General features: G+C 36.0%; 17 protein-coding genes. 9 read left to right on the top strand and 8 right to left on the bottom strand.

Annotated elements, in window-relative coordinates; genetic code table 11:
* Positions 1-31 precede the first annotated feature (31 nt).
* Positions 32-1,504 carry a S41 family peptidase gene (locus tag LNQ34_RS03640; protein WP_229998683.1) on the bottom strand — a complete coding sequence of 491 codons (1,473 nt, stop codon included), beginning with the start codon at positions 1,502-1,504 and terminating at the stop codon, positions 32-34.
* Positions 1,505-1,666: 162 nt separating this feature from the next.
* Here LNQ34_RS03640 and LNQ34_RS03645 point away from each other — a divergent pair, with 162 nt between their 5' ends.
* From LNQ34_RS03645 to LNQ34_RS03675, 7 genes are all read left to right on the top strand, one after another.
* On the top strand, positions 1,667-2,176 hold the full coding sequence (locus tag LNQ34_RS03645; protein WP_202701435.1) for an RNA polymerase sigma factor: 510 nt from the start codon (positions 1,667-1,669) through the stop codon (positions 2,174-2,176).
* Positions 2,163-2,621 (top strand): P-loop NTPase family protein, encoded by a 459-nt coding sequence (locus LNQ34_RS03650; RefSeq protein ID WP_202701437.1) that lies wholly within the window; start codon positions 2,163-2,165, stop codon positions 2,619-2,621. Before LNQ34_RS03645 ends, LNQ34_RS03650 begins: the two co-directional genes overlap by 14 nt.
* 17 nt (positions 2,622-2,638) lie before the next feature.
* Entirely contained in the window at positions 2,639-3,214 is a 576-nt protein-coding gene (locus tag LNQ34_RS03655) for a DUF4252 domain-containing protein (RefSeq protein ID WP_229998684.1), read from the top strand.
* Position 3,215: 1 nt separating this feature from the next.
* Positions 3,216-3,755, top strand: coding sequence for a DUF4252 domain-containing protein (locus tag LNQ34_RS03660; RefSeq protein ID WP_070907610.1), 540 nt, complete (start codon positions 3,216-3,218; stop codon positions 3,753-3,755).
* A 162-nt stretch (positions 3,756-3,917) separates the two neighbouring features.
* Positions 3,918-4,316 (top strand): inner membrane protein YiaA, encoded by a 399-nt coding sequence (yiaA, locus tag LNQ34_RS03665; protein WP_017498692.1) that lies wholly within the window; start codon positions 3,918-3,920, stop codon positions 4,314-4,316.
* Between the two features lie 251 nt (positions 4,317-4,567).
* Positions 4,568-5,701 (top strand): T9SS type A sorting domain-containing protein, encoded by a 1,134-nt coding sequence (locus tag LNQ34_RS03670; RefSeq protein WP_229998685.1) that lies wholly within the window; start codon positions 4,568-4,570, stop codon positions 5,699-5,701.
* Positions 5,702-5,922: 221 nt separating this feature from the next.
* A complete protein-coding gene (locus LNQ34_RS03675; RefSeq protein ID WP_229998686.1) occupies positions 5,923-7,020 on the top strand; it encodes a T9SS type A sorting domain-containing protein in 1,098 nt (365 codons plus the stop codon).
* Between the two features lie 67 nt (positions 7,021-7,087).
* Here the strand turns inward: LNQ34_RS03675 and carB are convergent, their stop codons facing one another.
* The 3 genes from carB to LNQ34_RS03690 form a co-directional block, all read right to left on the bottom strand.
* Positions 7,088-9,943: a carbamoyl-phosphate synthase large subunit gene (carB, locus tag LNQ34_RS03680; protein ID WP_229998687.1), complete on the bottom strand. Its 2,856-nt coding sequence runs from the start codon at positions 9,941-9,943 to the stop codon at positions 7,088-7,090.
* 148 nt (positions 9,944-10,091) lie between these two features.
* A complete protein-coding gene (gene rpmH, locus LNQ34_RS03685) occupies positions 10,092-10,253 on the bottom strand; it encodes a 50S ribosomal protein L34 (RefSeq protein WP_008464848.1) in 162 nt (53 codons plus the stop codon).
* Positions 10,207-10,428: a hypothetical protein gene (locus LNQ34_RS03690; RefSeq protein WP_202701524.1), complete on the bottom strand. Its 222-nt coding sequence runs from the start codon at positions 10,426-10,428 to the stop codon at positions 10,207-10,209. The genes rpmH and LNQ34_RS03690 overlap by 47 nt, the downstream gene beginning before the upstream one ends.
* Here LNQ34_RS03690 and LNQ34_RS03695 point away from each other — a divergent pair.
* Positions 10,420-10,935 (top strand): DUF2892 domain-containing protein, encoded by a 516-nt coding sequence (locus tag LNQ34_RS03695; protein ID WP_202701444.1) that lies wholly within the window; start codon positions 10,420-10,422, stop codon positions 10,933-10,935. The genes LNQ34_RS03690 and LNQ34_RS03695 overlap by 9 nt on opposite strands.
* A 336-nt stretch (positions 10,936-11,271) precedes the next feature.
* Here LNQ34_RS03695 and LNQ34_RS03700 read toward each other — a convergent pair whose 3' ends face one another.
* The gene (locus LNQ34_RS03700; RefSeq protein WP_017498816.1) at positions 11,272-11,931 is read right to left on the bottom strand and encodes an alpha/beta hydrolase; all 660 of its coding nucleotides are present in this window, start codon (positions 11,929-11,931) and stop codon (positions 11,272-11,274) included.
* Positions 11,932-12,248: 317 nt separating this feature from the next.
* On the opposite strand from LNQ34_RS03700, the gene LNQ34_RS03705 reads away from it, so the two are divergent.
* Positions 12,249-12,533, top strand: coding sequence for an N-acetyltransferase (locus LNQ34_RS03705; protein ID WP_413614494.1), 285 nt, complete (start codon positions 12,249-12,251; stop codon positions 12,531-12,533).
* On the opposite strand, the gene LNQ34_RS03710 is transcribed toward LNQ34_RS03705, so the two are convergent.
* The 3 genes from LNQ34_RS03710 to LNQ34_RS03720 form a co-directional block, all read right to left on the bottom strand.
* Positions 12,530-13,960, bottom strand: coding sequence for an anion permease (locus tag LNQ34_RS03710; protein WP_229998689.1), 1,431 nt, complete (start codon positions 13,958-13,960; stop codon positions 12,530-12,532). The two genes, LNQ34_RS03705 and LNQ34_RS03710, sit on opposite strands and share 4 nt — an antisense overlap.
* A 20-nt stretch (positions 13,961-13,980) precedes the next feature.
* Entirely contained in the window at positions 13,981-15,060 is a 1,080-nt protein-coding gene (locus tag LNQ34_RS03715) for a porin (RefSeq protein WP_229998690.1), read from the bottom strand.
* 98 nt (positions 15,061-15,158) lie between these two features.
* The gene (locus tag LNQ34_RS03720) at positions 15,159-16,349 is read right to left on the bottom strand and encodes a DUF3300 domain-containing protein (protein WP_229998691.1); all 1,191 of its coding nucleotides are present in this window, start codon (positions 16,347-16,349) and stop codon (positions 15,159-15,161) included.
* Between the last annotated feature and the right edge of the window lie 175 nt (positions 16,350-16,524).

The following is a 16,524-nucleotide window of genomic DNA, read 5'->3' on the forward strand; positions in this document are numbered from 1 at the left end:
AGAAGGCTTTCATTTCTGAAAGCCTTTTTTATTATTTCAATGCTCGTAAAAGTCCTTCCGGAGCTTTATCAATATACATTTGATTTTTAATTCCGTCCATTGCTTTAGCATCTGTAAACGCTTTCAATACTACCCCACTGTCGTCTCCTGCTTTTTTCGCACTGATTCCTGTTATTTGAGATATTGCTACACTCAGTAACGGTTCATTTGGATCTCCCAGAACTCCTAAGTTTGTAATGCGCTCTAATTTTTCATACGTTGGTTTCAAACCGTCTGTGTATTCTCCAAAATCAGATGCATTTACAATTTTTAAAACTAAAGGCTGCATCGCATACTTATGATTTGGATTACGGTTCGTTTTTCCAAAAGTTGGAGAATCATATAAGGTTACTGATCCTACATTTTTACCAACAGTAGTCTCTCCTACCTGAACTACAGAGATATAAGGCACCAAACCGTTTATAACCAATTCACTTGCTGATGCTGTACCACTTGTGGTTAAAATATAAACTTTAGTCAGGTTCAGGCTGTTAATCGCAGCACCGTCCATTTTATCTACAAATTTATTCAGCACCGACTCAGGATCTTCACTTTGATAATATTCGTTGATTTTGGCATTCCATTTCTCTTTCGAAAAAACTTTCCCGGTAAACTGTCCGGTAATCATACTGGCCAAACGTGTTGAAGTTTGTATCGAGCCTCCTCCGTTATATCTTAAATCTAAAACCAAATCCGTAACCCCCTGCGCTTTTAATTCTCCAAAAGCCGCATTAAGCTGCGCATCATAATTGGCATAAAAACCATTGTACATCAAATAACCGATTTTGCGACCTCCGGATGTAATCACTTTATTGATAAAAACAGGATTTTCATCTAAAGTTGTTTTTACTAATACCACTGTTTTTCCATTACCATCAAAACCGGTACCGTTAAAAGTAGCCATATTCAGGGTATAACTATCCGTTGCCAATAGCGACTGATAATTTGAAACCGTCAAAGAAGTTCCGTTAATCCCTGTAAAAAGATCGCCTCTCTTGATCTCTTTTTTAGAAGCATCAGAATTAGGTATAATATAACGTACGTAACCCACTAAATCAGTAGTACTTCCCGGTTTGTAACTAAGCCTGAAATCCATACCGTTATTTTTTGAAGTTCCCTGAAGTTCCTGTTCCAAAACCGTATAATCGTCAACAATCCAGCTAAAACGATCAATTGCCTGACCTTTTGGAAATTTACTTATGGGTTTATTCAATAAATCCTGAAATAAATCCTGCGGTTTAGAATATCCTCTCAAAAATGCATTTAATGCTTCCTGATTGCTAAAACGGTCATCCGCCAAAGTAGGAACATCAGCTTGCCATAAATAAAACTGATTCAGTCCTTTCCATACAAAATCATTAACCTGCAATGAGGCCGGAGCCGCAACATCATCCTGATCTTCACAAGATTGCAAAGAAAAAGCAAGTAAAAATAATAACAGTACACTTCTTAATATTGTCTTCATATAGTAAATATCTATCTAGTAGTAACGTAAAAATACTATCTTTAGTTTTAACTCTAAGAGTTTTATTGCTTTTTTTATTGCAAAAAAAATTAATCCCCCGTGTAACAAAAATAATAGTGTCTCGTCTTCACTATATAAGCTAACGAATAACCAACCAATTTTATGAATCAGAATGTGTTTATAGAATTAATAAATCCTTTTAAAGACAAAGTTTTTCGTCTGGCAAAAAGATTGTTAACCAGCACCGAAGAGGCTGAAGATGCCACTCAGGAAGTTATGGTAAAGTTATGGAACAAAAAAGACACTCTGGATTCTTACAATAGTGTTGAAGCTGTTGCAATGACAATGACCAAGAATTATTGTCTGGATCAGTTGAAATCGAAAAGGGCCGGGAATCTCAAAATCGTTCACAACAATTATACGGACCGGGAACCTCAACTGGACAAGAAACTGGAGGATTCGAATAGTTTAGAATGGGTTGAAAAAATTATAAGCCAATTACCCGAACAATTACAAATATTAATTCAATTGCGGGATGTAGAACAATATGAATTTGACGAGATTGCAAAAATTGTCAATATGAATGAAACGGCTATACGCGTAGCCCTTTCAAGAGCGAGAAAAAAAATAAGAGAATCAATGGTTAATACACACAGTTATGGAATTCAATAAAATAGAAAATATACTAGAAAAATACTTTCAGGGAGAAACCACGATTGCCGAAGAAAATCAATTAAAAGAATATTTTTCTTCACCGGATGTTGCGCAGCATTTGGAGCAATACAAACCAATGTTTGGTTATTTCTCTCAGGTAAAAGAACAGAAATCGACGCAGACGATCCCACTAAAAACTAAAAAACGAAATGTGGCGTGGTTATCGATTGCAGCTTCAGCTGTTGTTTTGCTGGGAATTGGAACCTATTTCTATACGAGCGAAAAAAATGCAACTCCGGTTACAGCTCAAACAGAATTGGGAACCTATGATGATCCGGAAGAAGCACTTGCCGCAACGCAAAAAGCTTTGGCCTTATTATCAAACAATGTTAATGTAGGTATTGAAAGTGTACAATACATTAAAGAATACGAACAATCAAAAAACAAAATTTTTAAACAGTAATTTAAATCTCAATCAAAATGAAATCAACGATTCACGAATACAGAAAAAACAATAAAAAAAGCATGAGTAAAAATTTTATCATAACACTAGTTTTAGTATTCATTAGCCATGCTTTTTACGCTCAGGGAGCATTTGACAAATTTGATGGTCAGGACGACGTAACCTCGGTAATCGTAAACAAAAAAATGTTTGATTTAATGAGTAAGGTAAAAGCTGACACTTCAGATAAAGAAACGCAGCAATACATTAATCTGATTAAAAAATTAGACTACCTAAAAGTGTTTACCACTAAAAACCCTAAAATTGAAGCTGACATGAAAGCTTCTGCAGATAAATATATAAAAACTGCCGGTTTAGAAGAATTAATGAGAGTGAACGACAGCGGTAAAAATGTTAGAATTCTAATCAAATCAGGATCAAGCGATACGCAGGTAAAAGAATTACTAATGTACATCGACGGAGCTAAGGGCAGTGAAACGGTATTACTGTCTCTTATTGGTAACTTTGACTTAAACGAAATCTCAGTACTAACAGATAAGATGCAGCTTCCTGGAGGTTCTGACCTAAAAAAAGCTTCTAAAGGCAAAAAATAAGATGAAAGCAAGCGTTATTACCTCAGCCCTATTAGTTTTACTAACTTTGGTAAGTTGTAATTCTACCCCTTCATTGCAGAAGTATTTTGTTGAAAACACAGACAATAAAGATTTTATTGCACTTGACATTTCATCATCGATTCTAAATGTGGAGAAAGCGAAATTATCTGCAGAGCAAAATGAAGCTTTAAAATCGTTCGATAAAATGAATATTCTGGCTTTCAAAGAAACCTCAAAAAATCAGGCGCAATTTGAAACAGAACGCAGCAAACTGAAAGAGATCCTGAAAAATCCAAAATATCAGGAACTAATGAAGGTCGGTTCAGGTAAAGACGGCGCATCGATAAGTTATGTAGGAGCCGACGACAACATCGAAGAATTTGTGGTTTTTGCCAACAAAAAAGAAAGCGGTTTTGTAGTGGTACGTGTGTTAGGAAAAAACATGAACCCTAACAACATTATGACCTTGATGTCGGTTATGAAACAATCCAATATTAACATGGATCAACTAAAGCCTTTGCAGCAATTAATGAAACCATAACCTTTTACTTTACAGTAAAACAAGAGAGCTCCGTAATCCGGAGCTTTTTTTATTTAACATTTTTAGAAGATTATACTGAATAATATCGCATGTGTTTGTTTTAAGATGACCCGAATTTATCTATATTTGTTCATCAACCAAAACAAAATTATTAAACTAAGTATGGTACAAAAAACATCGAACGCCTTTATAGCGGCATCATGGGTAGCTCTTGGAGCAGGAACAGTTGGATTTATAGTAGGACTTGCCAGAGCCGAAATGCTCTTAAACGAAAAAGGATATTATTTCACCGTTTTAATGTTTGGTCTTTTTGCTGTTGTCTCGTTACAAAAAAGTGTTAGAGACCGACTGGAAAAACTTCCGGTAACTGATATGTATTACGGAATCTGCTGGTTCGGAACTCTTTTATCTATTGTATTATTAATTGTGGGTCTATGGAACGCTACGATCTTACCAAGTGAAAAAGGTTTTTATGCTTTTGCTTTTTTACTGGCTCTTTTTGGAGCTATTTCGGTACAAAAAAACACGAGAGACAATATGGCGTACTCTTCAAATGAATAATATTTCAACTAGAATTAATCAAAAACAACTTCCAAAATTAACCACAAAAAAAGCTCCAGTTATGGAGCTTTTTTTATGACCGTATTTTGTGGTTTGCACGAACATCATTTCCCGTTGTGTTACTAAAGCAATCACAACAGACCAAATAAATCCATTTATCAAACGAAAAATACATCATCACAACCATTTATTACAAATTACAATAAAATTAACCATACATAACTTACTTTAGCAGTTTAAAATATTTTTGTATGAAAAAAAATCTCCTCTTAGCATTAGTATCAGCCTTTAGCCTTAATGCACAAACCGTCTCAAATTACACGACAGATTTTCTTCAAACTGCATACGCCGTCCCATTTGGACTTGTGTTTGATTCAACTGGAAACTTATATATTGCTAATAATGATTATAATAAAAATTTAGGAATTACCAAAATGACTCCAAATCTGGTTCAAAGTACCTTTATTTCATTAAAAAAATTTCCTAGGCAAATAGCTCTTGATGCCAACCAAAATTTTTGGGTAATCAGTCGTACTGAAAATGGGTATAAACTTTTTTCAGGTGAAAACGAAATTACAAAAATAACCCCCGGCGATGTAATAAGTTATCCTACTTCTGCAGACATATGGGGAATTGCTATCGATGCAACGGGAAACGTTTTTTATTCAGAAAGGACTGGGAAAATTCAAAAAATAAGTACCACAGGAGAAATTAGCACCTTTTTTTCAGATCCTGCTACTCTTAAATCCCCATCAGGATTAGCTTTTGATAAGGCAGGAAATTTATTCGTTATTGATGAAAGTGATGGTAATAATCCCCTCAAAAAAATAAGTCCAGCCGGTATCATTACAAAAATTCCTTTGACTTTTGAAAAGACATCACAAATAATAGAAAATGGATACCTCTCTTTTGCTTCAAATGGCGACTTATACATTTCTGGAATTACAAGTGAAAATAATTTTTCTGCTAAAATTTTTCGTTTACCTGCTGCTGATGTAAGTGGTAAGCTAATACTTTTTTACGATTTTCCTGACAGTGCCATTAATGGAATAGCTATTTACAATGGAAATCTTTATGCAAGTATATATGCAAAAAACGAAAGTAAAGTAGTAAAAATAGCACCTAAAATTCTGGGAGTTGAAAACGCAACCAAATCTATTACTAAAGAAATTACAGTCTACCCAAATCCTGCAATCGACTATTTGTCTATTGACAGTAAAAACGAAGTTATTGAATCAATCCAATTATTCGACCTTACCGGACACCTGCTTAAAAGCTACAAACCTGCTGAAGTCAAAGAGGATAAAATCGCTTTACCGACTTTAACTTCCGGAAATTATATTTTAAAAATTAACAATACTTCTAAAAAGATTATAATCAATTAAACAACCTCCATTAAACTAAAAAAAGCTCCAGTTATGGAGCTTTTTTTTATGACCGTATTTTGTGGTTTGTACGAACATCATTTCCCGTTGTGTTACTAAAGCAATCACAACAAACCAAATAAATCCATTTATCAAACGAAAAATACATCATCACTACCATTTATTACAAATTACAATAAATTAACCATACATAACTTACTTTAGCTATTTAAATTTCTTGTATGAAAAAAATCCTCCTCTTAGCATTACTATCGGCCTATGGCCTTAATGCACAGACCGCTTCAGATTATGTAACAGGACTTCCTGATGTATCCGGACTTGCATTTGACTCAACCGGAAACTTATATATTGGCGATGCTGCTAATAAAATTATCAAAGTAACCCCAAGTCAGGTACAAAGTACTTTTGCAACAACAAATGGTTACGTAGGGCAACTAGCTTTTGATGCTAACGACAATCTTTGGGCAGTCGAAGTAGATAAAGCTGACAAGCTTAACCAAAAAGTTACAAAAATTCCCCCTTCGGGTGCTGCAACGAGTTACACCGCCAGTGGATCTGCATACGGAATTGCGACCGATGCAGCCGGAAACCTATTTTACTCAGAACAAAATTTTGGAGTAAATACTGGTGAGATCAAAAAAATAAGCACCACTGGTACCATCAGCACTTTTTTTTTAGATCCTAATAGCCTTGACTTTACATCAGGAATGATTTTCGATAAAACCGGAAATTTAATTGTTACTGACTATAGCGATACCCCTCTTAAAAAAATAAATCCGGCTGGTGTGATTACCAAAATCTCTACCTCTTTACCTCCAAAAACGACAAATAAAAAATTTCTCTCTCTTGCTTCAAACGGCGATTTGTACATTGCTTTTAATCAAAAGATTTTTCGTTTAGCTGCTGACGATGCCACTGGTACTCTAAACCTAGTTTACGATTTCGGTCTACGTTGCACTCTATACGGGATGACAATTTACAACGGAAATCTTTACGTTAGCGTTTACGATGACTATACCCCCTTAGATCAAAAGGGCAAAGTGATAAAAATAACACCACAAACTTTAAGAATTGATACTATAAACAAACCCACTACTGAAGACATTATAATATACCCCAACCCAGCAAGCGACTATTTGCATGTGGAAAGCAAAAACGAATTGATAAAAACAATTGAATTATACGACCTTACGGGTCGACTAATAAAAAACTACAACCCTTCTGAGATCAAAGACAATACAATTGCTTTATCGGCTTTAACTTCCGGAAACTATATTTTAAAAATTAACAATACTTCTAAAAAGATTACAATCAATTAATACTCTTTTATTAAACTAAAAAAGCTCCAAATTAGTTATTTGGAGCTTTTTTTATCAGAATTTGAGATTATTTACTCAAGTACATTTTTCTTCTGGAATACAATTCGTAAAACTGGTCGTCTTTTAAGTCATCAATAAACAAGATACTCTCTCCTGTCGATTTCATTTCAGGCCCTAATGCTTTGTTTACATTGTGGAATTTACTGAAGGAGAATACCGGCTGTTTGATCGCATATCCTTTCAACTGTGGATTAAAGTCAAAATCAGTTACTTTATTGTGTCCTAACATTACTTTGGTAGCGTAGTTCACATAAGGTTCACCATAAGCTTTAGCAATAAACGGTACTGTTCTGGAAGCTCTCGGGTTTGCTTCGATAATGTAAACGGTATCGTCTTTTATCGCAAACTGAATGTTGATCAGACCCACTGTTTTTAAAGCTCTGGCAATTTTCTTTGTGTGATCTTTGATTTGCTGCATTACGAATTCTCCTAAGTTAAAAGGAGGCAAAGTAGCATTACTGTCTCCGGAGTGCACTCCACAAGGTTCGATATGCTCCATAATTCCGATAATGTAAACGTTTCCGTCTGCATCACAAATCGCATCCGCTTCCGCTTCAATTGCTCCGGCCAAATAGTGGTCTAAAAGCAGTTTATTTCCGGGAATCGTTTTCAATAAATTGATCACATGCTCCTCTAACTCTTTCTTGTTGATCACGATTTTCATTCCCTGACCTCCTAATACATAAGAAGGACGAATTAATAGTGGGAAATCCAGCTGATCTGCCAGTGCAGAAGCCTCATCAGCCGTTTCTGCAATTCCGAATTGCGGGAAAGGAATGTGTAATTCTCTCAACAAATCCGAGAATCTTCCTCTGTCTTCGGCTAAATCAAGTGCATCAAAACTAGTTCCGATGATTTTCACACCGTATTTAGATAATTTTTCTGCCAGTTTCAAAGCAGTTTGCCCACCTAACTGCACGATAACACCTTCCGGTTTCTCATGCTGAATGATATCGTATATATGTTCCCAGAAAACCGGTTCGAAGTATAGTTTATCCGCTGTATCAAAATCAGTCGAAACCGTTTCAGGATTACAGTTGATCATGATGGTTTCGTAACCACACTCTTTGGCCGCTAAAACTCCGTGTACACAAGAATAATCAAACTCAATTCCTTGTCCAATTCTGTTTGGTCCTGAACCTAAAACGATGATTTTCTTTTTCTCTGTTACAACACTTTCGTTATCTACATAACGCTCACCGTTTGCTTTTTCAATTTCTGCCTCAAAAGTCGAGTAGTAATATGGTGTTTTAGCTTTAAACTCAGCCGCACAGGTATCTACCAGTTTAAACACACGGTTGATACTTTTGTCCATACGCAAAGTGTGTACTTCACTTTCCAGACAATTCATCATGTGTGCAATTTGTCTGTCGGCGAAACCTTTTTGTTTGGCTTCAAGCAAAAGCTCTTTCGGAAGAGTCGCTATTTTATAATTTGAAATTTCTTTCTCTAAAGTATAAAGTTCCTCGTATTGTTTCAGGAACCACATATCGATTTTTGTGATTTCATGAATACGGCTCAACGGAATTCCCATTGCGATGGCATCATAAATTACGAAAACACGATCCCAACTTGCAAAAGTCAGTTTTTCGATAATCTGCTCGTAGTTTTTATATCCTTTTCCGTCAGCACCTAAACCGTTTCTTTTAATTTCTAAAGACTGGGTGGCTTTGTGTAATGCTTCCTGGAACGAACGTCCGATTCCCATTACCTCTCCAACAGATTTCATCTGAAGTCCTAAAGTTCTGTCGGCACCTTCAAATTTATCAAAGTTCCAACGTGGTATTTTTACGATTACATAATCTAGAGTTGGCTCAAAAAGAGCCGAAGTTGATTTTGTAATTTGATTTTGTAATTCGTCTAAGTTGTATCCTAAAGCCAGTTTAGAAGCAATTTTAGCAATCGGGTATCCTGTTGCTTTTGATGCTAAAGCAGATGAACGCGACACACGAGGGTTGATCTCGATCGCTACGATATCTTCTTTTTCATCTGGTGAAACTGCAAACTGTACGTTACAGCCTCCTGCAAAATTTCCGATACTACGCATCATCAGGATTGCATAGTCACGTAATTTTTGGAATGTTGTATCCGATAATGTCATCGCCGGTGCAACTGTAATCGAATCTCCTGTATGAATCCCCATTGGGTCCATATTTTCGATTGAACAGATGATCACAACGTTATCATTTTTATCTCTTAAAAGCTCTAACTCGTATTCTTTCCATCCCATTAAAGCTTTATCAATTAAAACCTCATGTATTGGAGAAGCTTCAAGACCTCTGGTTAAAAGCTCATCAAAATCTTCTTTTTTATAAACTACCGCAGCTCCGGTTCCTCCAAGAGTAAAAGAAGGACGAATTACTAACGGAAAACCAAACTCCTGTGCAATTTCTTTACCTTCTAAATAAGAAGTCGCCGTTTTTGCAGGTGCAGTTGGTACATTTATTCTTTCTAAAAGCTGTTTGAACTGCTCTCTGTCTTCTGTAATATTAATGGCATTGACATCAACTCCAATTAATCTCACTCCGAAATCCTGCCAAATTCCTTTTTCTTCAGCTTCCAAACACAAATTTAATGCGGTCTGTCCTCCCATTGTAGGTAAAACGGCATCAATTTGTGGATGTTCTTTCAGAATTTCAATAATCGATTTTGTCGTTAATGGTTTCAAGTAAATATGATCGGCCATACTTGGATCGGTCATAATTGTTGCTGGATTCGAATTTATCAAGATAACTTCAATCCCTTCTTCACGAATAGAACGTGCAGATTGAGAACCTGCATAGTCAAATTCGCAAGCTTGACCAATAACAATAGGTCCTGACCCTATTATTAAAACTGATTTTATTGATGTGTCTTTAGGCATTTTATTTGTATTGTGTAGTTATTATAAAAGTACTTCAAAAAACATTCGTAGTGTATTCTAAACTAGAACGTTGCAGATTTTTTTACCGACAAGGTATAAAAAAAGGCGATACTAAAAAAGTAACGCCTTATTTATGTTTATAGAAACATTATTTCTTGTGTCTAGGTTCGCTAGAAACAGTTAATTTATGTCTTCCTTTAGCTCTTCTACGCGCCAGAACTTTTCTTCCATTCGCTGAAGCCATTCTGTCCATAAATCCGTGCTTATTTCTTCTTTTTCTTTTCGATGGTTGAAATGTTCTTTTGCTCATTGTTTTGTATCTTTAAAATGGTATCTAATATCTCTTTTCTGTTTTTGAATATCATTATTCCAAAACCGAGTGCAAATATACAAAGACTTTTTTTTCTGGCAAGTAGTTTTATAAAAATATTTTTAATTCCTTTTGCTATCTTTGCAATCACAAATTTACAATCATTATGTTTCACAAAAATATTAAACTTATTTTAGCCGGACTTCTTGTAGTCGCTGGTATTTGGCAATTTACAGAGAGCAATATCGGAAATGGTATTTTCCTCATATTATTAACTGCAATTCCTATTTTTCTTTACTTCAAAAACGAATTTATCCTTTTAGCCTTCCTTAAATTAAGAAAACAAGACTTTGAAGGGGCTAAAAAATGGCTTGCCTATATCAAAAACCCTGAAGCTGCCTTAGTAAGAAAACAACAAGGATACTTCAATTACCTGCACGGTATCATGTTATCTCAAACCAATATCAATCTGGCTGAGAAACATTTCAAAAAAGCAATTGAACTTGGATTATCAATGGATATGGATCTTGCGGTTGCAAAATTAAACCTTGCCGGAGTGGCAATGTCACGCAGAAGAAAGCTTGAAGCAACTAATTTATTAAACGAAGCTAAAAAATTAGACAAACAGGGAATGCTAAAAGAGCAAATCTCCATGATGAAAGAGCAAATGAAGAAAATCTAATTTTTCAATTCCAATATTTTAAATCCCAAATTCCACAAGAGTTTGGGATTTTTTATTTAGATCTTCTTTCTAATATAAAGATTAACGTTGAATTTGTCATTTCGACCAATATTGTCATCCCGAGGAACGAGGGATCACACAATTAACTCGACAAAGATTCACGATTCAGCTTACAAAATTTCTGGTGCCATCCCTCGTTCCTCGGGATAACAAGATTACGGCTAAAAACTTTAAAACCTGAAACTTGAAACCTGAAACTTAAAACTTAAAACCTGAAACTTAAAACCTGAAACTTGAAACCTGAAACCTGAAACTTGAAACCTGAAGCTTAGAATTTTAATTTTCTAAAATGATCGAAGGCAGATTCTCGTTGAGCCATTTGTATTTATTAAGAATCATAATATGTGTTCCTCCTTTGACTACAATGCAGCTATTAATATACTTTATAGGAAAAACATCATCCTGATCTCCGTGAATATGAATCACTTTAGGATCGATTTCACTTCTGTTCCATAAAATAATCGATTCGACCGCCCATTGCAAATAATTGAGATCTCGTACCGCGAGAAACTTTTCATACAACTTAATACGTTTGTTTACTTTTTCTCCAAAAGAATATTTCGCCAGATTTTCGATATTCAAAATTAACTTCATCGGAATGAGCTTATAGGCTTTTGTTGTTTTTCCGATTTTCATTCGTCTTGGAAATTCTTTATTACTTCTTACACTCGAAATAATAATTACTTTTCGGGCATTAATATGTTTTGCTATTTCCTGAACCAGAACACCTCCGAAAGAAACCCCTACCAGGACCGGATTCTCATGTTTAATGTTTTTAGAAATTCGAAGAGCATAATCTGACAAAGATTCTTTCGGCTGCGGAATCTCCCATTCCAGCAAACACATTTCAAAAACAGACTCGTCTAAACTGATTCTCTCAAAAATAGCGGGACTAGCCGCAAGACCGGGCATAAAGTATACAGGAATTTTACTCATTTGACTGCAAGAGAATTTAAGGTTACCGCTTTTTTTAAGCTAAAATTACTTTTTTTAGCGATATCCAATGCAAATCTTACACCATAAATTACTCCACAAACCAAACAAAAGCAGTAAACATGCACAATTCAGAGCTATTTCAGGGGAATAAAAAATAATTTTATATTGAAAATCAATTGATTAACTTTGCAATCCCGTTAACTTATATTGAAACATTTTTTCCAGAATGTTCTTTATAAAATTACCAAATGTTCTTTTCTATTATTTTTTTAAATTCAATCCCCCAAAACATGACAAATATGGAACACATTGAAACTATGGAAATCAAAGACAATACTTTTGCAAGACAATTTGAAACCATAGTCCCTGAAGGCTTACTTTCTGTGGAGTATTCTTTTCAGGAAAAGAAAATTTTCTTAACCAAAATCAACTCCCCTGAAGGCTTTGATAATCCAGCTACAATTGACACTTTACTAAAAGGCATCATGGAAGTTGTTAGCGAAAAGAAATTCCGAATAATGCCTATCCATCCAAAAATTGTATTGTTTATTAAAAAGAATCCGGAATACAAAGAGTTACTTCCTCCGGGAATCCGCATTTAGAAATCCCCAATTAACCGGAGCCACAACCCTCCTATCACCATATAAATAAAGAGCATAACCAGACCGGTTATCAAACCTTTGACCCACCAGCTTTTCAGGTCGACATAACCGCTTCCGAAGAAAACTGGTGCCGGCCCATGTCCGTAATGGGTTAAAGTTCCATATAGAGAACCCACAAACCCCAACATAAAAGCCAACAGCAAGCCCGGAATTCCAAGTGAAATTCCAACACCCAATAACGCAGCATACATGGCAGCCACGTGAGCTGTTGCACTTGCAAAAAGGTAATGACTAAAAAAGTATACCAATACAATAATAGGAAATGCCATTTGCCAGCTTAAACCTCCTATTTCAGCTTTTACCACATCGCTAAACCAGCCAATAAATCCAAGTTCATTGAGAGAACTTGCCATCATCACCAAAACCGAGAACCACACTATAGTATCCCAGGCTCCTTTTTCGGCTTTTACATCATCCCAGGTTAATACCGAAGTCAGCAATAAAATAACCAAGCCGATAAAAGCAGTAGTTGTCGCGTCAATAGAAAACAGATCACCAGTCATCCAAAGAAACAACAGAATAAAAAAGGTTAACAGCATCATCCATTCGTTTCGCGTGATCGCTCCCATTTCTTTTAGTTTCTGAGCTGCAATTTGCGGAGCATCTCCTGTTTTTTTCAATTCCGGCGGGTATATCTTGTACAACACCAAAGGAATTACAAAAAAAGCGACCAGACCCGGAACTATCGCTGCTGTTGCCCACGAAATCCAGCTAATTTTAATCCCAAGATTCAACGCAAACTTCTGACACATTGGGTTACTTGCCGTTCCTGTTAAAAACATTGATGATGCGATCAGATTTGCATTGTAACTGCTCAGGGTAAGATACGATCCTAATTTTCGATGTGTTTCAGGCTGATCCGGCATCGAACCAAAACTCATCGACATTGATTTCATAATAGGGTAAATAATCCCCCCTCCTCTTGCCGTATTACTGGGCACTGCCGGAGCCAAAACCAAATCGGCAAGTCCAAGGCCATAAGCCAGTCCAAGTGAACTTTTCCCAAATATCCTGATAAACAAAAAAGCAATTCTGTTCCCCAAACCTGTTTTGATAAATCCTCTCGCAATAAAAAACGAAATTCCGATAAGCCAAATTACCTTATCACCAAAGCCTTTCAAAGCCAAAGTGATTGATTTTCCGGCATCTCCAGGAGCCAGTACCTGTGTAAAAGCGGTTAATGCAATCGCAATCATACACATAGTGCCCATAGGGGCCGCTTTTAAAATGATTCCAAGAATAGTAGCCACAAAAATGGCAAACAAATGCCAGGCTTCTGCAACAACACCATCCGGTGCCGGAATAAACCAAATTGCAACTCCAACGGCAAGTGTAATCAGGGTTTGAGGTATTTGTACTTCTTTCATAAAAAGGAAATTAAATTGTGTTATAGACGAAGTTGTAACTGAAGCAGGAATAGATTATCATTATAAAATGAGGTGTCAGGAATATTTTTATCGAAACGATCTATTTCAAATCCCAATTCTATTCGTCCCGTATACGCTTTTCCAAATTCAAGACTCAACATAGGCGTATACGTCTGACGTACATTTGAATTGACTTTATAATTATTGTCAAACGATTCAAAACGACAGGACAGTTCCAGTGAAGTTAACTTTTTATAATCGACCAAGTATCTCAAATTAGGCAAAAAGTAAATTCCCCGCATTTGATAATCGTCAACATTTGACGTTCTCGCATCTGCCGGTAATGAAAAATACAAATTATGATTGGTTCCCTGCTTGTATTCAATCTGCAAATCAAAAGTCAGCCTGTCAGTAAGTTTAAAGTCACTGGTAATATCAATCCCTAAAGCAAAAACTTTCTGATTGGATCTTTTCCCGATTCCACCATTTAAGCCCAGATTAATCTTATGTTCCTTAGACAGACCAAAACCCCATCTGGTTGTATACAATTTTCCGTTATCATTATCTTTTTCCTGATTTTTTCCGTTACCATTTAAAACAGAAACTGCATAGTTAACCGGAATCTTTCCAATATCAAAAGCTCCCGTTGCCGAAGCTCCAATCTGAAAACTTGTCCATCCGTTTTTACCAAACTCATAGTACTGATTGGAAAAATCAAATGACTTTATAATATCAACAGGAACCAACTCTTCAATACCAAATGCAGGACGGAACTGACCACCTGTCAAGGCTAAATATTTACTGAAAGTATATTTTCCATAAGCATTTTCAAGAACTTTAGATTTGGGATCAGACTTAAAATCGGCAAGATTTACGAGAATTACGACTTCTGTAGCTTCGCTTAATTTGGTATTGAGTCCAACACGCATTCTTTTAATATCAAAGGAGCTTTGTGTTACTTCACCCGTAGAATGATGAACTCCCAAAACATCTACATTTTTTCCGGTGTTTTCCAAGTAACGTGCCTGTAGAAGGCCTTTGAACTGAAATTGTGGATATTTAACCTCACTTTCTTTATCAGCGGCTGTTTGCGCATTCATAAAAAATGACGTTATAAAGAGAAAAATAATTTTTAGTAGTAGCGTTTTATTCATAAATGCTGTAAATCAAAAATTAGCTTAATATTTATAATCTAACCTTACCTCCTATTGGCACCAGAACCACGATTGGAAGCTGGTGGCGCTGCCATACTTCTATTACCTGCCGGTCGGGTCGCGGGACGTGTTACCGGCCGGGTCGTTGGTCTTGTAGTTGGGTTTGTTGGCCGATTCACGGGTTGAGATGGTCTTACCGCTGGTCGGGTTGATGGATTTGTTGGCCGATTCTCTGGCCGAGATGGTCTCGCCTCTGGTCGGGTTGATGGATCTGTTGGGACCACCGGTCTCGTCGTTGACGGATTTGTCGGACGTGTTACCGGTCTTGTTGACGGATTGACGGGACGAGTGGTAGCGGGTCTCGTTGTTCTTGTATTGGTAACCGGAGCAGGTCTCTTATAATCCCTTCCGTTATAAGTTGCATTATAACGACCGCTGGTTCTATAATTTCGAACTACAGCCGATGAATTTCTTCTGGTTGTATAATTATTATAATAACGCTGGTTTCTTATAGTGATCGTTCTTCTGTAATAAGGATTTCTATAGTAATGCCCGTGATATCCCCAATAATCATGATAATAAACCGGACGCCACGGACGCCAATAAGGAGGGTAATATCCCCAATACCACGGAGATCGGTACACTACATATACAGGAGAAAACAAGTACAATACAACCGGCCATACGTTTATGTTTGTTGTCACATAACCCGGATTACCGGCTGTTGTATTATAATTATTGATTGTATTATTATTTACAATTACGGGAGCATCTCCTTTATATCCGGGATTAGGTGTTCCGGCTGCAGCACCTGAAGGCTCTACAATATAATTTTTGCCATACAAATCCTTATCTCCTATGATCTGAACATGTACATTATTCTTTTTATCTTTATCTACCTCAATAACGGCAACGTCCTGCTTTTCTGTACTGCTTACCGCCACCTGAAGTACAATCACATGTGTATTCCCTTTCTTTTGACTTTCGATTTCGATATAATCAATCTCGCCATCATTATTCAAATCCAGATTATTCACCTTACTATCCTGTTCATTTAAAACTTTTTCAAAATCTTCTAAAGTTTTTGATTTCTGAAAGACGTCTAAAACAGCATACAAATTAAGATTATCTCCCGGCAAACCTAAAGCAACAGGTTCGTTATCAGTTTGAGAAAACAATGGCAAACTAAACAAATAGGCTATCAAAACTACCAAAAATAAAAAACTCTTTTTCATGTTAAAAATAAGTTAATTTGGAAATACATTTACTAAGGTATGAAAAAACAGACAAACTCCAATGCAAGCCGATAACTTTCTGTAATACAAGTATAAAATACTAAAAAAGTTCTAATCACTGTTTACTTTTTAATTCCTTCAACCTTGATAATGTAAGACTTATATTCTTAACTTT

This window comes from Flavobacterium lipolyticum (assembly GCF_020905335.1).
In the GTDB taxonomy this organism is placed as follows: domain Bacteria; phylum Bacteroidota; class Bacteroidia; order Flavobacteriales; family Flavobacteriaceae; genus Flavobacterium; species Flavobacterium lipolyticum.